Origin of the sequence: Mycobacterium paraffinicum (assembly GCF_001907675.1) — a bacterium.
GTDB classification, from domain to species: Bacteria; Actinomycetota; Actinomycetes; order Mycobacteriales; family Mycobacteriaceae; genus Mycobacterium; species Mycobacterium paraffinicum_A.
In genome coordinates this window covers 33,737-52,355 of the sequence record NZ_MPNT01000027.1, presented here as the reverse complement: position 1 = coordinate 52,355, position 18,619 = coordinate 33,737, and the positions used below count along the sequence as shown (strand labels likewise).

General features: G+C 65.6%; 25 protein-coding genes. 13 read left to right on the top strand and 12 right to left on the bottom strand.

Annotated elements, in window-relative coordinates; translation table 11 throughout:
- Positions 1-156: 156 nt before the first annotated feature.
- Positions 157-645: a helix-turn-helix transcriptional regulator gene (locus tag BRW65_RS23295; RefSeq protein ID WP_244168176.1), complete on the top strand. Its 489-nt coding sequence runs from the start codon at positions 157-159 to the stop codon at positions 643-645.
- An 801-nt stretch (positions 646-1,446) separates the two neighbouring features.
- Here the strand turns inward: BRW65_RS23295 and BRW65_RS23290 are convergent.
- Positions 1,447-2,232: a hypothetical protein gene (locus BRW65_RS23290; protein WP_073878632.1), complete on the bottom strand. Its 786-nt coding sequence runs from the start codon at positions 2,230-2,232 to the stop codon at positions 1,447-1,449.
- 137 nt (positions 2,233-2,369) lie between these two features.
- On the opposite strand from BRW65_RS23290, the gene BRW65_RS23285 reads away from it, so the two are divergent.
- The 3 genes from BRW65_RS23285 to BRW65_RS23275 are packed head-to-tail and all read left to right on the top strand — an operon-like array spanning position 2,370 to position 5,669.
- The gene (locus BRW65_RS23285; RefSeq protein WP_207546042.1) at positions 2,370-3,068 is read left to right on the top strand and encodes a class I SAM-dependent methyltransferase; all 699 of its coding nucleotides are present in this window, start codon (positions 2,370-2,372) and stop codon (positions 3,066-3,068) included.
- Between the two features lie 23 nt (positions 3,069-3,091).
- The gene (locus BRW65_RS23280; protein ID WP_108724089.1) at positions 3,092-3,745 is read left to right on the top strand and encodes a phosphoribosylanthranilate isomerase; all 654 of its coding nucleotides are present in this window, start codon (positions 3,092-3,094) and stop codon (positions 3,743-3,745) included.
- Between the two features lie 37 nt (positions 3,746-3,782).
- Positions 3,783-5,669, top strand: coding sequence for an ATP-binding protein (locus BRW65_RS23275; protein WP_065498575.1), 1,887 nt, complete (start codon positions 3,783-3,785; stop codon positions 5,667-5,669).
- Between the two features lie 115 nt (positions 5,670-5,784).
- Here the strand turns inward: BRW65_RS23275 and BRW65_RS23270 are convergent, their stop codons facing one another.
- The 4 genes from BRW65_RS23270 to BRW65_RS23255 form a co-directional block, all read right to left on the bottom strand.
- Positions 5,785-6,225, bottom strand: coding sequence for a type II toxin-antitoxin system VapC family toxin (locus BRW65_RS23270; protein ID WP_065498574.1), 441 nt, complete (start codon positions 6,223-6,225; stop codon positions 5,785-5,787).
- A gap of 3 nt (positions 6,226-6,228) precedes the next feature.
- Complete coding sequence (locus tag BRW65_RS23265) at positions 6,229-6,492, bottom strand: type II toxin-antitoxin system VapB family antitoxin (RefSeq protein WP_065498573.1); 264 nt, start codon at positions 6,490-6,492, stop codon at positions 6,229-6,231.
- Between the two features lie 106 nt (positions 6,493-6,598).
- Positions 6,599-6,784: a hypothetical protein gene (locus tag BRW65_RS23260; RefSeq protein ID WP_073878630.1), complete on the bottom strand. Its 186-nt coding sequence runs from the start codon at positions 6,782-6,784 to the stop codon at positions 6,599-6,601.
- A 223-nt stretch (positions 6,785-7,007) separates the two neighbouring features.
- Complete coding sequence (locus BRW65_RS23255; RefSeq protein WP_131810732.1) at positions 7,008-7,700, bottom strand: hypothetical protein; 693 nt, start codon at positions 7,698-7,700, stop codon at positions 7,008-7,010.
- A gap of 123 nt (positions 7,701-7,823) precedes the next feature.
- On the opposite strand from BRW65_RS23255, the gene BRW65_RS23250 reads away from it, so the two are divergent.
- The 5 genes from BRW65_RS23250 (at position 7,824) to BRW65_RS23230 (ending at position 11,685) form a co-directional block, all read left to right on the top strand.
- Complete coding sequence (locus tag BRW65_RS23250) at positions 7,824-8,513, top strand: HNH endonuclease family protein (protein ID WP_065498578.1); 690 nt, start codon at positions 7,824-7,826, stop codon at positions 8,511-8,513.
- Positions 8,514-8,547: 34 nt separating this feature from the next.
- Complete coding sequence (locus BRW65_RS23245) at positions 8,548-9,375, top strand: hypothetical protein (RefSeq protein ID WP_065498571.1); 828 nt, start codon at positions 8,548-8,550, stop codon at positions 9,373-9,375.
- A gap of 122 nt (positions 9,376-9,497) precedes the next feature.
- Positions 9,498-10,553 (top strand): hypothetical protein, encoded by a 1,056-nt coding sequence (locus tag BRW65_RS23240; protein WP_065498570.1) that lies wholly within the window; start codon positions 9,498-9,500, stop codon positions 10,551-10,553.
- Positions 10,554-10,557: 4 nt separating this feature from the next.
- Complete coding sequence (locus BRW65_RS23235) at positions 10,558-11,025, top strand: MerR family transcriptional regulator (protein WP_065498569.1); 468 nt, start codon at positions 10,558-10,560, stop codon at positions 11,023-11,025.
- 195 nt (positions 11,026-11,220) lie between these two features.
- Positions 11,221-11,685: a hypothetical protein gene (locus BRW65_RS23230; protein ID WP_065498568.1), complete on the top strand. Its 465-nt coding sequence runs from the start codon at positions 11,221-11,223 to the stop codon at positions 11,683-11,685.
- Positions 11,686-11,702: 17 nt separating this feature from the next.
- Here the strand turns inward: BRW65_RS23230 and BRW65_RS31020 are convergent, their stop codons facing one another.
- On the bottom strand, positions 11,703-12,521 hold the full coding sequence (locus tag BRW65_RS31020; RefSeq protein ID WP_065498567.1) for a type VII secretion target: 819 nt from the start codon (positions 12,519-12,521) through the stop codon (positions 11,703-11,705).
- A gap of 192 nt (positions 12,522-12,713) precedes the next feature.
- Here BRW65_RS31020 and BRW65_RS23215 point away from each other — a divergent pair, with 192 nt between their 5' ends.
- The 4 genes from BRW65_RS23215 to BRW65_RS23200 all read left to right on the top strand — a co-directional run bounded on the left by BRW65_RS23215 (position 12,714) and on the right by BRW65_RS23200 (position 14,431).
- On the top strand, positions 12,714-13,043 hold the full coding sequence (locus BRW65_RS23215; RefSeq protein WP_108724088.1) for a hypothetical protein: 330 nt from the start codon (positions 12,714-12,716) through the stop codon (positions 13,041-13,043).
- 5 nt (positions 13,044-13,048) lie between these two features.
- Positions 13,049-13,534 (top strand): hypothetical protein, encoded by a 486-nt coding sequence (locus BRW65_RS23210; RefSeq protein WP_073878646.1) that lies wholly within the window; start codon positions 13,049-13,051, stop codon positions 13,532-13,534.
- A gap of 191 nt (positions 13,535-13,725) precedes the next feature.
- The gene (locus BRW65_RS23205) at positions 13,726-14,040 is read left to right on the top strand and encodes a hypothetical protein (protein ID WP_065499229.1); all 315 of its coding nucleotides are present in this window, start codon (positions 13,726-13,728) and stop codon (positions 14,038-14,040) included.
- Positions 14,027-14,431 (top strand): hypothetical protein, encoded by a 405-nt coding sequence (locus BRW65_RS23200; protein ID WP_065499147.1) that lies wholly within the window; start codon positions 14,027-14,029, stop codon positions 14,429-14,431. Before BRW65_RS23205 ends, BRW65_RS23200 begins: the two co-directional genes overlap by 14 nt.
- A 169-nt stretch (positions 14,432-14,600) precedes the next feature.
- On the opposite strand, the gene BRW65_RS23195 is transcribed toward BRW65_RS23200, so the two are convergent.
- From BRW65_RS23195 to BRW65_RS23170, 6 genes are all read right to left on the bottom strand, one after another.
- Positions 14,601-14,924, bottom strand: a complete 324-nt coding sequence (locus BRW65_RS23195) for a type II toxin-antitoxin system PemK/MazF family toxin (protein ID WP_065499155.1) — start codon at positions 14,922-14,924, stop codon at positions 14,601-14,603.
- Positions 14,921-15,163, bottom strand: coding sequence for an antitoxin MazE5 (locus BRW65_RS23190; protein ID WP_065499157.1), 243 nt, complete (start codon positions 15,161-15,163; stop codon positions 14,921-14,923). The genes BRW65_RS23195 and BRW65_RS23190 overlap by 4 nt, the downstream gene beginning before the upstream one ends.
- Before the next feature lie 46 nt (positions 15,164-15,209).
- A complete protein-coding gene (locus BRW65_RS23185; RefSeq protein WP_065499159.1) occupies positions 15,210-15,425 on the bottom strand; it encodes a hypothetical protein in 216 nt (71 codons plus the stop codon).
- Between the two features lie 203 nt (positions 15,426-15,628).
- A complete protein-coding gene (locus BRW65_RS23180) occupies positions 15,629-16,597 on the bottom strand; it encodes a hypothetical protein (protein WP_065499161.1) in 969 nt (322 codons plus the stop codon).
- Positions 16,597-18,111 (bottom strand): hypothetical protein, encoded by a 1,515-nt coding sequence (locus tag BRW65_RS23175; RefSeq protein ID WP_065499164.1) that lies wholly within the window; start codon positions 18,109-18,111, stop codon positions 16,597-16,599. Before BRW65_RS23175 ends, BRW65_RS23180 begins: the two co-directional genes overlap by 1 nt.
- Positions 18,108-18,614 (bottom strand): hypothetical protein, encoded by a 507-nt coding sequence (locus BRW65_RS23170; protein WP_131810763.1) that lies wholly within the window; start codon positions 18,612-18,614, stop codon positions 18,108-18,110. Before BRW65_RS23170 ends, BRW65_RS23175 begins: the two co-directional genes overlap by 4 nt.
- Between the last annotated feature and the right edge of the window lie 5 nt (positions 18,615-18,619).

Genomic DNA, 18,619 nt, shown 5'->3' with positions numbered 1-18,619 from the left:
AGGTCTCGGTGTGGGGGCCCAGCCTCGGTTCTGAATGCAGATGCCTAACAAGTCAGCCACCTGTCGCCTGCTTTCCATCGCGGATACCGTTCCACCGTAGTCTAGACTAAGACAGCGGAGTATGACACCGGCATTAACAGGAAGCGGGATACCTCGGTGAATCTTCTTGACTATGAACCTCGCCGCAGGCTGCCCCCTATGACGCGGCGAGTACTGCGCGGATTTAATCCGCTGGCCTTCGCCGCGGCCCGCCGACAACGGGGTATCAGCGTCGCCGACTTGGGCCGCCTCGCCGACGTCGGCCGGTCGACTGTGCATGCTTGGGAAGCCGGCCGTGGTACTCCGCAGGTCGACTTGCTGACGCGAGTGATGCGCATTCTTGATACCCCGATTGAAGAGGTCGTCACCGTCCCGGCCGACGAGCGCTACCCGGGAGACTGGCGAGTTATCAGAGGATTGACGCAACCCGAGTTGGCGGCGGCCGCGAAAATTGCCACGACTACCCTGCGAGGCATTGAACGCGCCGACCTTGCACTGACCGACGCGAACGCGGTCAATCTCGCGAGGCGTCTCGGAATCAGCGTCGAGGAATACCAAGCGGCCTATCAGCGCGCCCGCCACCGCCCGCCCGGCGCCCCGGTATAACGACGCCGACATCCCCAGCAAACCCTTGCCGCCGACGCAGCCTGCATCGGCGCGCGCCACGCAACCACGCTGCGCGCGGGGAAAGGCCGGCGCGCAACCAGCAGCCACGGCCACAACGGGCCTGCTGGTGAGCCTTTCCATTCCCATCGGTCCTCCGAACGCCCTATGCCTTTGCCCCGGCATCGAGGCTGGGTACAGAAAAATTCCAACAGGTCAAAAGCGGAAAGTCACGAAAGTGAGCAAAGGAAAAAACGACAACTCGCCAATAACGATTCGATAACAATCGCCGTGAGTGGAGTCGGGCCCGCGAATGGGGAAAGCCGGTGAGCGGCAGGCAAAAGGCGGTGGCGCCGAGGGGGGCCCAGCGGACTGTGGCGGCACGCCGCGATCTGCGGGTGCTGTGTTTTGGCGCGCTGTTTTCTGGGGTCTCTGCGGGTGGTGTTAAGCCACTCATTAGGGCCGGTCTCCTTGCCTTGGCCTGCTGGGTATGGGTGCAGACGCTACCAACAAAAACACAGCGGTGCAATGGCTGTAAACACCGCGCTATGTTTTGCGCTGTGGTCTAGCCCAAAGCGGGCAGGGCAGCACGGCAGCGCCCGAGGGCTTCAACCCTGGGCTCGGACAGGCCCCCGCCCCTACCGCACCACTACTCCACATCGGTGACATAGCGACACAATGCGCGATCGGGCGGTCGTTCCGCGACGGCTTGCAGACCCGTTTAGTCGCGTACCGAGTCGTATTTCGTCCCGCCACACCGCGCGACTCGACGCGACTCGGCTACCGCGTCGCGCGGGCCGCCGTTCAGGCAGCGCCGACGATGTCTGAGAGCGCGAGCGGCCCGTCGAACTGGTTACGCCCGGCGAGGGCGTCATAGACAACGGCGGGATCGCCCAAGGTGACCGCATTGAGGTCGACTCCCTCAACCGTCCGTGGATCCACCCGCACCCACCGCCACGGATGGGCCACCACCGCAGCATCATTGAGAAAACCGGTGTAGTAGCCGTCGAGAATCGTTTCACCGGGCAGCATCACAAGATGCAACGAGCCAAAGAAGTAGCGGTCGTTGTGATTACGGAAATGCCCCATCAAGTGCCGGCCGAACAGCCGCGCGGTGACATCGGTTTCGTGCCCAGCCGAATGACCTTCAAACCGCGGCGCCGGCGGATAGTTACGCGACACCATCCCCGCCCCCCGCACATCGACCGTCGACAAATCGACGTGCCGGTACCCGCCGCTGATGAGATATCCCGTCGCCCACACCCCCGCCAACAGCGCAGGGTCTAGGCCCGGACCGATCCCGACCAGCACATCGTCATCACCCGCAACAGACGGCTCGCGAGGCTGCTCATGGCCGAACAGCTCTTTGGCCGTCCAGCCCGAAAACATCCGCTCGAGCACCACACAGTGATGCCCTTGAGGAAGGGTCCGCACCTGACCTCCGACCCAGCGGTAATACTGCGATTTGGTCGGGGGGACGGCATTACGGGGCAGGTCTAATTCCCGGGCCGCGCGCTTATATTCAGCGATGAATTCGGAGTACGCGTGCATGTGACGTTCGTCGAGAAGCGCCTTCAACAAATTCGCCACACAGCCAGCCTAGAAGCCAAAAGCGACTCTATGCGACTTCACCACGCGACTCGACGCGACTCCGGAAGACGAGAAGAGGCCCGGAAGAGACATCGCGCTCCGCAAACTGGGCGCCGAGTGACCCTACGATGAAAGCGATGACCGCCACCTCGCTGTTCAAAGACCACGCCAGCGCCTACGCCGCCTGGTCAGTGAAGAATCCGGTCAACACCCAATACGACCGGCCCACCATCCTTGAACTCGCCGGCGATTTGAGCGGAAAACGCATTCTCGAACTCGGGTGCGCAGCCGGCGGCCTGACCACCCACCTGGTGCAACGAGCCGCCGAGGTGCTCTCCGTGGACGCCGAGCCACAGATGATTGAGCTGGCCCGTCAACGGGTGGGCACTGCGGCGCAGTTCAAACTGGTCGACCTCGACCAGCCCAGTGACATCGCCCCAAGCGCCAGCGTGGACGTCGTCGTGGCCTCGCTAGTCCTGCACTACATCCAAGACTGGGCCCCGCTGATGCGAGAACTTCACCGCTGCCTCAAGCCCGGCGGAACGCTGGTCTTCTCCCTGCATCACCCCATCACCGGATGGCTGTTGTCAGATCGCACGGACTACCACCGCACTCAGCTGGTCAGCGAGGAGTGGAACTGGGGCGGCCTCGAGGTCACAGCCCAGTCATACCGCCGGCCCTTATCGAGCATCTTCGGTGAACTGCGCCGCGCCGGCTTCAGCATCGACACCGTCGAAGAACCACAGATCCAGCCCAGCGCTGACATCGACGCCGAGCTGCTCCACGCATTGAACACCCAACCGTTCTTCCTCTACATACGCGCCCAACGCGACTAACTGGCCCGGCGATGAATTCTGCTGTGCGCGTGAAGATTTGCGGCATCGGAACGCGAGACGACCTGGCGGCCGCGGTCACCGCCGGCGCCGACGCAATAGGGCTGATCGTCGGCACCACCCACCTCAGCGAGGACCAACTCGACATCGAACAAGCCCAACACCTCGCAGCGGCCACTCCGGTCTTCGTTTCGACGGTGCTAGTCACCCACCTCACCGACGCCTCGCGCATCTGCGAAGTGGCCGACCTCCTCGGCGTCGACACCATCCAAGCCCACGGTGCCCTGACCCCCGACGCTGCACGCGAACTCTGGGGCCGCCGCGCCAACCGCCGCATCATCCGCACCGTGCACATCACCGGCCCGCACAGCCTCGACGAAGCCGACGAAGCAGCCACCACCGCCCACGCGCTACTGCTCGATAGCCGCACCGAAACACGCTTGGGCGGCACCGGACTCACACACGACTGGACCACCAGCCGCCGCATCGTCGAACGCCTCCACCCCCTCCCAGTCATCCTCGCCGGCGGCCTGGCCGCCGACAACGTCGGCCACGCCATCCACGCTGTCCGCCCGTACGGCGTCGACGCCAACAGCCGCCTCAAATCCGCGACCGGCCGCAAAGACCCCACCGCCTGCACCGCCTTCGTCACCGCCGCCACCTCCAGCCCCATCAGCTAAACGCCGCCGCGTCGCGCTACGGCGCTATCGTCGCCTTATGAACCGCGTGGCCAGCAGAAACGCCCAGGCCGTGACGACCACGATCCCAGCGATCGACCTCGCCCCCGCTGTCCGCCTGCCACCCGAAATAGTGACCGCAACAGTCGCGGTGCTCGCGAACCGTGGCGGCGGAAAGTCCGCCGTCACACACCGACTCGTCGAACTGATGCACACAGCCGGACTGCCCGTGGTCGTGCTCGATGTCAAAGGCGACTGGTGGGGCATCCGCTCCAGCGCCGACGGCAAGGGCGCAGGCCTGCCCTTCGTGATCTTCGGCGGGGACCACCACGACGTCCCTCTCGAACCCTCCGCCGGCCATCTCCTCGCAGACCTCATCGTCGACGACCGGCTCCCCGCGGTGCTGGACCTGTCACACATGAGCAAGTCCCAGGCACGCACGTTTGCCACCGCATTCGCCGAACGGCTCTACCACCGCAACCGCGACCCGCTCCACGTGGTGATCGAAGAGGCCGACGTCCTCATCCCCCAGCGCGCCGCCGCGGACACCGCACGGCTCCTGGGAGCGATGGAGGACCTCGCCAAACGCGGCCGCCACCGCGGCCTGGGCATGACCGTCGTCAGCCAGCGACCCCAGGAAACTGCGAAATCCGTCTTGGAGCTGATGGAGACGGTGATCTTGCTCCGAATGACCGGGCCCCGCTCGATCAAGGCCGTCCAAGACTGGATCAGTGTCAACGCCGACCATGATGACACCACCGCCCGCGAGGTCATCACATCGCTGCCGTCGCTACCCACCGGCCAAGGGTGGGTGTGGAGCCCCGGATTTCTCCGAATCCTCGAACGCACAACGTTTCCCATGTTCAGCACCTTCGATTCGCACGCCACACCCAAGCCAGGACAGACACGGGTGATCCCGAAAAAGCGAGCTGACATCGATCTGGAAAAGCTCGGCGCGGAGATCGCTGCCACACGAGAACGCGTACGCCACAACGACCCTCACGTGTTGCACACCGAAATACAATCCCTGCGTAGCCAACTCGCCGCGGCCACTGCGCGCGCGGAGCATACGACTCGGCAGGCGTCTGGCTCCGCTCAGCTCCTCGAGGACCGCGCGAATGAAATCGCAGCACTACGTGCACAACTCGCCGACCTTCAGACACGACGTCACGTAGATCCCGATGTCGTCAAGTCCCTGCGCTCAGCGGCTGATCTGATCAGCTCGGCGCTGCATGCCCTTACCACCGCGCCGGCATCGCCTATCGCAACAAGGCAGGAGACCCCACCTCCGGCAGCACCCGCCAAACCCCAACACCAGGCCGAACCTCAACCCACCCACGCGGTGACCACACAGACCAACGGTGAAACCTCTTCAGCCACCGACCTTTCCCCGGCGTCCGAACCAAATCCCGACGCACCGCTGCGCTTTCGATCCGGAGCGCAACGCATGATCACGGCGCTGGCCCGGATGGCCCCGCTGCGACTCACCAAAGCCCAGTGGGCCACCGTCGCCCGCATGAAGCACACCGGAGGCACCTGGTCTACCTACCTCGGCCAACTGCGCCGCGCAGGACTCATCGACGAAAACGCCACTGGATTTACCTTGACCGAGACCGGCTGGAATTACCTTGGCCACCGTCCGGAACCGATGACCGCCCAAGAACTCCAGCAGCATTACCTCGGCGTCCTGCGCGCCGGCGCGGCACGAATGCTGCAAGCAGCCATCGACGCCTACCCGAACGGGCTGACTAGAACCCAGATCGCCGACGTGGCCGGCGTCAGCGTCAGCGGCGGCACCTTCTCGACCTACCTCGGCCAGCTGCGCCGCAACGGCCTCATCGAACAACACGATGAGCTCGTCAGCGCCACCGAGGTGCTCATGCACGGAGCAACGCGCCAGAGCGACGACCGACGCCGTCAGCCGTAGCAGAAAAACAGCCGGTTTCTCGGTGTGGTGTTCCGCTACGTTGTGCCACGTTCGAATCTGTGGTCCGACAAGGGCATGCATATCGGTCCGGCTCTGTTCCCGCTGTGGCGTTCGGTCATGTCGGCAGGCGTGCTGTTCTGAGCGGTGTGGGCCAGTAACCGATGATGCCTGCGCCGAATTCAAGGTCGGTCTGTGGGAAGTCATTGCCGATGGCTAGAAGTGGCTCGTGCGCGAGTTGGGCGGTGGCATAGCTCATGCAGTCGCCAAAGTTGAGAGCGGCGGGGTGGTTGCCGCGGCCGTATTGGACGTATGCGCGTTGGGCTGCGTAAGCGTGGTCGGTGGTGAATTCAGCCACGCTGAGGTTGATTTCGCTTCGGAGGCGGTCGAATACGGTTCGCGCGACTGGGCCCTGGCGGGCTGTTAGCACGATAAGTGTTTCAGTCAGCGTGGGTGCGCCGATGACGGGATGGCGGGTGCCGGCAAGGGCGGCGGCGACCTGTTCGGCGGCGGGCTCGTTTTGGATCAGCGCGATGAGTGCTGAGGTGTCGACGATCAACGGTCAGACTCCCGTCTCGGGGTCATAGCCGAGGATCTGCTCGCGTTCCTGTTTGGTGATCGGTGTGTGGTCGGGTAACAGGGGCCAGATTTCGGTCCGCATGACGTCGAGCAGATGGGTGACGCGATCGCCTGCTTGGGCTTCGAGGAGGGCGAGCTGGGCTCGGAGGGCGTCGCGGATGGCCTGTGTCTTGTTGCGGTGGCCCATCCGGGCGGCGAGTTCTTCGGCGAGCAGGTCGACCTCGGGGTCTTTGATGTTCAGCGCCATAGGTAGATGGTACCACAATAATGCTGACGGGTACCACAACCTCCGAGTGGGGACTCGTTCCCTGCGGAGCCGCGGTAGCGGCATTTCGCGTCGACGACCATCGCGCTCAGGATGTTCGACGCAACCGCAGAACATCGTGTACGACGCAGCCGACGCGTTCAGCGGCTTCCGCGGCCGACAGTGTCGGATTGAGCAGGATCTGCAATTCCTCAGCAGTGAATGTGGGCTCAGCGTCCCACGGCGCCTCGTCCCACCCGCTTTCGCTGAAGCCGGAGAATAACTCATCGCGCACGGCAAATCCTCACGAATGTTGGTGTAGTGGGCAATGTCTAGGCGGCGGGCAGAGAAAGAAGGCTATCGCCAAGCACGCGGGGGCTTCATCGCCCAGGATGCGCAGATCTTACGGGCCCGGCCCTCGCGCCGCAGCCTTAACCAGATAGGCGGCCAGAGAACTCAGAAGCTCGCGGGGCCTTTCCTACCGAGTCATCGCGAGGCGGAGACGATCCTCCACCGGATCAGAAATTCGGCCCAGCCACGCCTATGTGGCTGGGCCGGCCAAGTTCCACCCAGGCCGTATGAGCTTCGTCCAAGACCCAGCGAAACACCAGGCCCTTTTCGCCGTCACCGAGTAGCGGCGCACCGTAGTCGGCGAGGTAGCGGTGGCCCGCTGCTGCAAGGGCAGCCGCGAAGGGCGACCATTCACGGTCGTCTTCCCACCACAGCGGCGTGAGCGTGCCAGATTCTTCCAGTTCAGCAAGTGCTGCATCTTCGCTGTGGGTGTCGACGGCATACCCGAAACGGCGCCACATCGGGTGCGGCTGTTGCGGTTTGCCGAGCCTGGCCCACAATGCATGCGCTCTGTCCCATTGCCACGGTTGCGCCCAGAATTCCCACGGATCCTCTGGCCAGCCGTGGGACTGGGTGGCAGCCAGAACGCAGGCGAACTCGAACACGGTGCGGCTGAAATCGCTCCACTGCCCACCAGTTTCATGCTCGCGCATGCCGTGCACCGGCGGGTCAGTCGCTCCCGAGCGCGGTGATGACACCGCCCTCTTCAAAGGAGTATTGCTCAGCGAGCGCACGCCCGGCATCAGTGAGAGCGCGGATCGCCGCGGGCCTGCCAGGAACCGAACCAGCATCGTCAGGTCCTGGATTCGCGCGGGCGGCAGTTTGGGTGACTGCCGACTGCTACCCACAGGCTCAGACATCCACTCATTATCAGCCACAGAACCGACATCACCGACGCAACGACAACGCACCAAGCGAAACAAACGCCAGTGCCAATCGACGAAGCGTCCACTGTGTCGCTGGTCCGCGTTACGGTCAGCAACATGCACGCCACCGCGACCACAACCCGACGGCGCCGCGGCAGCCGGTGGGCTGTGGTTGCGGCCGCGGCCATCACCGCGGGGTGCGCCCACCTCGGCGTCAGCCAATCCAACCCAGCGGCGCCGGCGCCGGCTACCGGTTCCCTGGCCGGCCTGCTCGCACAGGTACGCATCGTCGACCAGATCAACCCCGTACCCGGGTATGACCGCGGATGCGGCAAAGGGCACGGCTGCGTGTTTGGCGCCGCGTGGAATGACCCCCTAGATCACAGCGGATGCGACACACGAAACCGGCTGCTACACACAGCGTTACAAGACATCGAGTACAAGCCGGGAACCCGGGACTGCAAGGTCATCGCAGGACGGCTGGTGCCAGACCCCTACACCGGGCAGGCCGTCGACCTCAAACATGTTGCCGTCGACCATATAGTGCCGCTGAAGGCGGCCTGGGACGCTGGTGCGGCCCAATGGGATCTGCAGCAGCGCCGGATCTTCGCCAACGACATGGCAGAGCTCGTAGCGGTATCCAGCTCAGCCAACAGCAGCAAGGGCGAATCCACCCCCTCGGAATGGCTACCCGCGATCGGCAAATGCCCCTACGTCATCCGCTATCTCACCGTCACCGTCAAGTACCACCTGCCGATCACCATCAAAGACCGCGCGGCCGCAACCGCGGCCTGCCAGACCGACTGAGCCGCCCCCCGGATATCCCGAAAGGCCAACGCCCATGCCCGAATCCAGAGCAATCCTCAAACTTATTCTGAGCAGCACCATCCTGCTTGCCCTGGTCGGCATCCTTCCCCAGATGGTCCGAACCGCCTCGGACATGTCAGGACTACTCACCCAACCTGCCGCCCACCACCCCGTCAGCACCCCACCGCCAGCCGCGACGCCCGACCCGCCCATCGACTGGGTCACCCCGGCCACCATCGGCCTGGGGATCCTCATCGCCGCCCTACTGATCCTGGGCACGTCGCGATACCTGACTAGCCGCCGCGTCGACAAACGCGCACAACAAGAGCGCCGAGCCGCACAGATCCAACTCTGGCAGCAAGGCGTCACGACGCTGGCCGACACCAGCGAGGCCCTGATGGCCTTCGAAAACGACCCCGAATCGGTGTACTTCACCCGCCGTCTCCTCGGCGACATCACCGAACCAGCCACCGCGGCGTTCTACACCGCCTTCGGTACCGCGCAGGCCCTGTGCACCGAAACCGTCCCAGCCGACACCGACATGGTCATCGCCTTCGTCGACGCGGCCGCCGCGGCCCGCCGCGCATTCGGCGCGGCAGACGAAAACGCCCGCCGCAAAGCGCGATTGGGCATCAGCCATGGCGGCCGCCGGCTCACCCCCGACGAGCGCCACAAGATCGATCAGGCCCAAAAGCTCATGCGCCAAGCCCGCGACCCCGCGGTCACCGAGGAGAACGCGCACAACGCCCTCACCAAAGCTCTGAACCTGCTCGACGACGCCGGCGCCATCATCCCTGAACGCCTCACCGCCAACACCACCAAGAGCATCGAAACCGTCCACCGCCGAGCCCTCACCCGATAAGTGCCGATCGCTGCTCGAAGGATGGTGGCGCAGAATACTTGCATGCGGCTCGTCGCCCACATCAAGTGCCCAATCGTCAGCGCCGAGGAAAACAGGCGCATCGAGTCAGAACGCGAGCTTCCATGAGCCGGCGGCGTGGTGCCCCGTGGGCGGCAACGAGCGTTCCGATCATCCGCCGGCAATGGTGTAGCGCGCTCGACGCCACGGCGGAGATCTCGTTCGACCAATACAAGGTCCCACCTCCGCCGAATGCCTCAGCACAAGACATCGCCACGGCGAAGAGAATCCAACGCCTGATCAAGAGATTCGCCGACACCGCCCCCATCATCAGGGCCGAAGCCCAGGCCCTGCGCACCGCCGAGCTGTACTGGGTCGCCCGCGACATGGTCGACGTCGTTTTGGATGCCACGCAATCCCTACCTGAGTGGACGCCGGCAGCCGCGTTACCAGCGCCAACGGGCATGCTGTGCTGGGCGAAATCCGCGGGCACCGTCCCGTCTGGACTGCTGAAACCCGAAGCCGTGGAAGCCGGACTGAATAACCCGGCCTACCTGGCCCAAGGCCTCACCCCAGACGTAGCCACCATCATCGACATCGCCTGGGACGGCGTGTGGTGGTGGAGCAGACCAGATGGCCTGCTCCAAATGGTGCCGTTCTCCCGCGAAGACCAAAACCCTGAGGTGTTACGGCTCGCCGACACCACCTCCCCGGTCTGGGGAGCGCAAACGATCATGGTCAACCCCGACATCCCTCGTACCGAGGAAGTCCACAACACCGAAAGCGCGCACCCCTTCGTCAGCGCCGTCTGGGCGGCCTGGCTACTCATGGCCCAAGCCAACGTCGCCGAAACCCGCACCATCGGACCGCCTCGACCGCCAGAGCCCCCACCAGCCGACACCGACGACCACCACCCACCCGCAGAACTGCCACCGCGAGAGCCCTCAACGGTGACGATCGTCGATCTACGTGCCCGAGCCACCACCTCTGAACCCGGCGCCGAGCCCGGCCGCACCTACAACCACCGCTTCCCCGTCACGGGCCACTGGCGCCAGCAGGCCTACGGCCCCAACCACAGCTGGCGCAAGCCCAAATACATCGGCGACTACATCAAAGGCCCCAAGGGCGCCCCGCTGATCGCTCCCAAACCCCGGGTGCACGTACTACGCAAAGGCCGCTAAGCAGTTGACCAATCCTGAACCGCCGCAAAGCCTCAAGCTCTCCGACGCCGCGAAACTCTGCGGTATCAGCGCCGAAACGCTACAGCTGCTCATTGCTGATGAGCTGCTGCCGCAAGCGGTGAGATCCGCCCGCGGACACTCCTACCTGCCCGCGGCCAACGTGCCCACCTGGGAGCACTGCCGCCAGCTCGTGGTGCGACAACGCGACCGACACCTGCAACGGGCCGCGGATCTGATCGGAAGGGTTGAGGTCGAGCTCGAGGCGGTACGCAACGACATCACCGAAGCACGCGAACACCCCGCCGAGCCCCTTGGCGTTGATCTCCTCGGCGCCACGAGCTACGCAACGTACGGGAACACCACCACAACGTTGGCGGCCACGCTGCAACAACTCGACCTGGTGCGCATGCAGATTGTTCGCTATCACTCTGCACTGCAGGCAATCGTCGACAAGGACCGCGGCTACGGCTAAGGCGGCGCTCAAACGCGCCCTCGAACGGCCACCATGACCAACTGATCTACGGTGTCCGCTCCGGTTGTTACCATTCGAGCGTTGAACGAGACGAATGCGATTAGTCTGTGCGGCAATTCTTTTCGGGCCGACCGTATCCGCTCCCCGCCTGAGGTTCGACCCCCAAAGGATAGTAGCTGAGGAGCACCGGGAACCATGATTACGCTTCTGGCCAGCCACAACGAAGAGCTGTACAAGGTGGAGCCTCGATGTGTGGCCGACATCGCCGACCTCGTCCGCGCCCACCAACTGCAAGTGCTGACCAGCACCGACGGCACACTCGACTTCTGGTTCACCCACCACCCGTGGCTGCGGGTGAACCGTCACGCGACAGGGCTGCTGCTGGCCATCACCCGGTTCACCGCCCACGAGGTGCCCCTGCTGCGCGGCGACATCGTCATCGCCGCCCACGACAGCGCTGGTCAACCGGCCAGTCTCACCGACACCCAGATAAGCCGGCTGATCAACAGCGAACCCAGCCGGCGCGAAGAACGCATCCTGTACCGCCGCTTCGACCGAGACCTTCGCGCGCAACGCCGTACCCGTGCCGCCGCCGAGGCCGCCGCCCGAAAATCGCTACTAGCGCGCGCTTTCGGGCGAACGCACCCAGGCCGTCGCTGACAGCTCGGATGGCCGGTTTATTGCGGCGTGGTCTGCCCAGGCAGCATGCTATGGGGGTTATACGGCTCGGGAACCATATCTCCATGCCACAGATAAATCCCTGAGCCCGGCAGCCACTCGTCATACCCATACGGCGGCAAAGGGTTCGGCGTAACACCCGGCGAATACATCTTGGCGCCAGGGAAATCCGATTGCGGCACCCACACCCCCGACTTCGGGCTCAACTCAACGTAGGGAATCTCGTTGCCGTGTTCGTCATAGAACGGCGCCGGGCCTAATTGGTTGGGCGGCAAGACTTTCACGCCCGGGATCTCATCAGACCGAACAAAACTGTGCGGAACTTGATCCGGATCTTTAGTCCTGTCGTAGACGTCGACCCACGGTGGCCCCTCCCACGAATTCGGCGGTCCCTTTCCACCTTTCCCGGCGATGTAGGGCATATGCCGTTTGTCGCCGGGCTTCCACGTCTTGGAGTCCAACGGCGTGGCCGGCGAGTCTTTGCCTTGCCCCGTGCCGGGCAGATCAGTAGAGAAATCCAGCGCCTTCACCCGCTGCGCGTCCTGGCCGTCGACCCGGGTATAGGTGTCCGCGTGCTCAGTGAGCCGCTGCGCGTAGGCGTTGAAATCAGCCACCTTGGCCTGCACCGGGGCCTCGGCCTTGGCCAGACCGGCCGCGATCCCGACCGCGGTGGGATAGCCCATCGGTCCGTGGGTGTCGATCACCTTCTGCACCTCGTCGGCGGCCTGCGGCGAAATCTGCGCCGCACGCTGCGCCAATTCCGAGTAGGCGTCCGCGAAGCGCACCAAATCAGCCGGGTTGACGTCTAACTCAGCCACACACGTCTCCTACCTGCACCAATTCATCAGTTATCCATGATTCTCCCCGATAGATGCGACACCAGGCGACACTTGCCCGCCAATTGCAGCGCCCTTTTTCAGGCCCGCCAGTCCACGGCGACAGCCAGCGTCGCGGACACCGCCTGCATCCGGTGCTGCGGCGCCGCCCTCGGCCGGTACGGTTCAGCCACGATGAAAGCACGCCGCTCCCCCTGGCTCGACGACCGCGCCGCACTGCTGGTCTCCCTGCTCGCCGACCGGCACGGACTCACCGTCAGCGAGGACACCGCCCGCCAGGACATCTCTGACGACCTCGACCACGTCGCCCGCCTCGCGCGCATCGGCCGCCAGGCCGCCAAGGTCTACATCACCGACGACACGATCAGCAAGATGGCCGACCGCATCGCCGCCGCCGTCGCCGAACACCAGACCGCCACCGCCGCAGCTGGGGGCGTCGAGCACCAGGACGTCGACGTCGTCGACCTCGACACCGAACGCCGCCGGCGCCGCTTGACACCATGAACCCCATGACGTCCGAGCCGATCGACCTGAGCGGCTTCACCGGCTGGGTCCCGTTCACCGCCCTGCCCACCGCCGCCGTGCCCACCGGCCCCGGCGTTTACGTGATTGTGCGGCCCACCGACGAACCGCCGACCTTCCTGGATACCTCGCCGGCCGGACACTTCAAGGGCAAGGACCCGACGGTGCCCGTCGCCGAGCTGCAGACGCTGTGGGTGCCCGGCACCCGCATCGTCTACATCGGGAAGGCCAGCGCAGGCTCCAGCGGACGCCGTGGCCTGCGCAAGCGCCTCGACGAGTTCCGCCGATCCGGCGCCGGTGAACCCGTCGGCCACACCGGCGGCCGCCGCATCTGGCAGCTCGCCGACCACGACGACCTGCTGGTGGGATGGCGCGCCACCGACGACGGCGCCGCCGCCACCACTGAGACGGTGATGATCGCCCAGTTCCGCGCCCACTACGGGCGTCTGCCGTTCGCCAACATGCGCGGCTGAGATGGGTGCAGCAGAGGGCGACACCACGCCGGCGCCGTGCGGGCATCGCGGCTGCCGAATCACCTCCGGGGAGCGGCGAGCAGCGGCGGCCGCCGCAGTGCTCGACGGCCCGCGTATGCGATCAGGACCCGGCACCACGCTCCTACTGATCAATGGGACGCCGTGTCGGTGCCCGGCCGGACAATGGCCAGGTGAACGAACCCGGAGAGCCATCCCCCCACCACGTCACGCAGAAGCCGCGCAAGCGCACCGACGCGACGGTCTCGGACTTCACCCTGATGGTGAAAGTGCCGCGCCGCCCCGAGGCGGGCCGCGTCTTCACCGCCCCTGAGGACGCCGAAGCTCACCAGTACGCGGCCGCCGCCGGCGGAGCCGTTGTCCCCCTGCCGCTTCCACCGCCGAACGGCTACACCGTCGGCCCCAATGGGCACCTCATCCCGCAGCCCGCGGCCACGTGCGCCGGCATGGCCGACCTCTCTGAGCCGATCGACGATGCCGCTCACTGATCCGCGCCAGCAGGCCCTGGAGCTGTGGCCGCGCGACCACGACCTCCCACCTCGCTGGGACGGCCTGCCCGTCGAATGGGGCGCCTGGGGCGACACCCGCGGCATGATGATCTGCCCGCCACCCAAGCAGCCCGACCGCTGTGCACACTGCGGTAGTGCCGCGTCCGCGCTGATCAACATCGGCCGGATTTGGACCGACAAGCGCAGTGCGCCAACGGCAATCGGACGGGCCCGCATCCGTGGCGGCAAGCACCTCGTCGGTCTGGTCACCGCTTTCCGCTGCCCAACCTGCGAACACGACCACGTCCTGGACCCGAACGGCCAGTCATGGGATCTCGACGACACCGACTACGGCGAGGACGGCTCCTGGGACATCAGCGCCAGCCCCTAGTCTGGCTCGTTGGGCAGGACCACCGTGAACGTGCCGTTGCGCGGCGGATCGTCCAGATCGAACCCGAACAACCACCACTCGCACAACCAGTCATCGCCACCCCACATCGAGCACATCTCGGCCCTGCAGCTGTTCCAACGGCAACCAGGGCCTCGTACGGCGTACTGACTCAGCGGCCACCCACCGCCACCGCCAACGCGGCGCACACAGCCGCCATCCTCGAATCCGCCAGCCGACCCAACCGCGTCCCCAGCGCCGCCACCGGCACACTTTCCACCAAATCCAGATTCACCGCCGCACGCTGAGGCACCGGATCGTCACTCGGGTCGAGCACCACCTCGCTGGCCAGCCCCCGCACCGTCGTCGTGCACGGCGCCACGAGCACGCGCCGCAACTTCGGAATCGCCGCATCACGGGACAGCACCACCACCGGCCGCGCGCCCGAGCCGGGGATCTCGCACCACCACAGCTCACCGCGCGCCGGCAGGGTCATCGATGCCTCGCAGACCGGCGCCAGTCGGCGACCTCGCCCCACTGGTCGGGCTCATCGGCCGGGTGCTCGTCGTAGGCGGCGTAGCTCGCGTCGACCTCTGCGGCCCGGTTGGCGGCCAGCAGCGCGCCCAAGGCCTCGTCGAACAAGGCGTGGTCCTTGGCGCCGGCCCGCAGACTGCGCGCGCTGGCGAGCAGATCGGCGTCGACCGTTGTGCTCACCCTGGTGCGATTGCGGGGCATGGCATAAGTGTGGCACGCACGCGGGACACTAGGCAGGAGTCCGCGCTCACCGCGACGGCCCGAAGGCCTCGCGCAGCAGGCTCAGCGCCACACCGGTCGCGGTGGGGGCGACTGCTGCTTTGGCCTTCGCTGCGGCCGATCGTTGGTGGCCGGGCGGAACGACTCGCTCCTCCAACTTGGCCGACGTCTTCACAGCGCGCATCGCAGAGCGTTTCACCGCAGCCTTCAAGACCACGACCTTCTTCGGCGTTCTACGTTCCACGGGACTCACCTCCTTGACGACTCGACCAGCGTCGATGCTACCGGCGCCACGGGCGCCCACCTAGCCCGCTGCCCGGTCACGTGCCCTCCGCGTGCGTCGGGTGAGCGCCCTATCGGTTACTGCAGGCCGCCGAGCCGCCCGGGCGCCCCGCATCACCTACCGGTGACCGTGGCCGGTAGAACCGTCGTCGGCCGCCGCGGCGCTCAGGACGAATTCAGCGGCACGGCGTGGAGGCGCAGGTACTCCATCAGCGCTGGCTCGGGCCACCCGGAAACGCGATAGCGCCGCGGGAACACCGCCGCGGTGGGAACGATCCCGACTATGTCGACGACCACCGAAAAGGGCACCACGAACCGCTCATCGTTGTTGCTGATGAATAGGATGTAGTCGACCTCGGGTAAGTCGTAGGTCACGCCTTCGCCCCAGACCGTGGCCGAGGCCAGACCATGTCCGGTCTCGATGACCTGCGCGGCCGCCACATACACCGCGACCAGGTCCTCCTCGTAGGTCCGCTTCAAAAATTCCGTCTGCTCCTCGTATTGGCGAAACGCCGCGCACGTGCGAGCCCGCACCGCCAGGCTCCGCAGCGGATGCTGACCAGCCTTGTCGAAGGGCACCAGCCGCCCACCGCGGACCGTGAATCCCTCTGGCGAGACTGGTCTTTCGGCCTCGCAATACATCTTCTCGGCGACCTCGAAGAACTTCGCCCCCTCCTCAGGGTCGTCGCTACCGATGAGCAAGACGTCTTCGCTGGGCACAAACGCCACCGGGCGGGGCCCCTCAGGCTGGCCGAACCCTGCCAGCCATCCGTGTGTCAGGATGGCCGAGCTGATGTAGGTCGCCTGCTCGACGTCGTAGAAGGCCGGCGCCTCGGTGCACGACACGTCCGTGCTCACAGGGTGAAGGGCCGCAACATTTTCTCGGCCCGCGGCGAACACCTCGCGCCAGCCCACCCCCCACTGCGCGGTGTTCTCGACCGTGACAATGAGCCGGGCCTGCGGGAAATCCACCGCCACCAACTCATTGGCGAACGCTGACACCGGCTGCCGCCACGCGACTGCCTCACCATCTCGGCGCAAGCTGGCGTAGGTGGCCGGCCGCAAGATCGACCGCAACAACGGCCTGGCTTCCTCCCAGGTTTGCGGCGGGTCAGGCAGCGCCGCGAGATCCATCAGCGCTCTCCGATCGCCAGGACCGGGTCGCCCGGCTTGATCACCAACGGCGGCTCCGTGCGGGCGACCAGCTGCGCTAAGGGCGAGTCGGGGCTGTAGGACACCTCGCGGCGCGTGATGTCGCCGCTGGCATCCAGGATCAAGTTCGTCAGGATTTGCACCAACGTCTCCTTGCCTGCCCTGCCGCCGCTGGGGCCGGTATCGGTCACTCCGAAACCTGTTGCGGGCAACGGCCACACGGTGCCCCGCGAGTCGCGGAACATGCCGCCGTTGCGCTCGTAGAACAGCTCGGTCAGTTGGCCAGTTGCCGGCACCGATCGGCCCACCGTTGAATAGATGGTGTCAGCGGTCGCCACAACCCAGCAGTGCGGATTGAGCGGGTCCCGGTAAGCCGCCGCGGCCGCCGCGGCCTCACCGTGGCCACGGGCCTTCCAGAACCCGAGCTCGGAGCCATCAGCAGGCTCTAGGCGAGTCATCCATTCCTTAGCCAAGGGATTCGACGTGATGGGGATCGGAAGAACACCGGAGATCGGGCTATGACCAACCAGCAGCCTGAGGACGTCGGCGGCGACCGCCTCTTCGTCGCAATTCTGGTGCAGCAGCACCGCCACCTCAGCCTCGGTGATCTGCACCGCCGGGCGGCTGAGGTCGACATCGGCTACCGCAGCATGCAGCAGACCACGCCGGGCGGGTAGCTGTTCGCGATTCTGATCACCGATGCAGCCAGATGCCGCCTCGCGGTTGAGAAACTCGATCGCACGGCCCACCAGAGAGGTGACGTATTCCGACGTGTCCTTGGTGACCAGAGCGGCTAGCCGGCGCGGATCTGGCCACTCCCCCAGCCGAGCTCGGATCCGCTGCACCGGGGCACCCGGCTGCCAGGCCGCGATCGCGTCGACATTCCGCAACGCGGGCGGCCACCACGGAAGATCGACCCGCAGGAGCCCGGCTACCTCGAACCACCCGTAGCTGGTTCTCTTATGGTGGCGTTCTGCTACGGCGACGTAGGGCGCTGAAGCGCCGTCGTTGGCCCTGTGGGTCGACATTTCCGGCAGGCACACCGCTGTGGCCCACGGCAGGCGCGCCAACAACGGTTCGGCGAGCCGATAAAGTTCGTTTTCGTGCTGCTCGTGTCCGGCATAGGCCACCGCGACCGGGCCCCGCCCATCGCCGGGCTGCCACGCGTGCACGGCCATCCCGTCGACAACCTGACCGAACAGGAACGTGGCCGGGGCCAGCGCCGCGGTGAACGGATACAGCCGGGGAACCTGGTCTTGGAGTTCTGGTTGGTGCAGCAGAATGTAGTTGTAAATCGTTGCGCGCGAACACCGTTGAGCACCGCCAGGATCACGCTCAGGGCCCGGCAGCAGGGGTGCGCGCCGCGGCAGGTCTGCCGGGTTGCCGATATTGAGTAGCGTGGCGACGTCGCCGGCGGAGAGCGTGGGTTGTGACCACCGGGTGCCCATCATCCGCAGCCAGTAGGCGTCGTCCTGGTCGATTCGATCCTGGCTCATGCTGATCCTCCCGCTGGTGTGAGTTCGAAGTAGGCATAGACATGTACTTGGTCGCCGGCCGCTGCGGGTTGGAGGGCGTCTTGCATGCCCACGGCGAGGATGTGTGTGGGGTTAAACCACTGCTGCACCCGGTTGGTGCGCGACCACACCGCGAACGCGAGGTCCTCACCGTTGGGCTTTGTTTGCCCAGCATTGTCAACACGGAATGTCGGTGCGGACAGGTAGCCGCCAACGCTGTTACGCACTGCGTCCCAAATGAATTTGCCCTTGCTCGCCAAGAACCGTTCCGCGGTCGGATGATATCCCGGCTCGACCCCGGCCGCGAACTGGCGCAACGCCGCTTCGGCACGGGCACGGTCGGGCCCGGGCACGGCATCGATCGGGTAGGCGGAGCCGACGAACGGATATTCGGGCAGGCTGGCCAGTGAGGCGGGCTTGCGCGCGAACGTGTACTGCGCGCCGAAATAGACTGCAGCCGCAACGATGACCAACGCTGTTGCCACCGAAG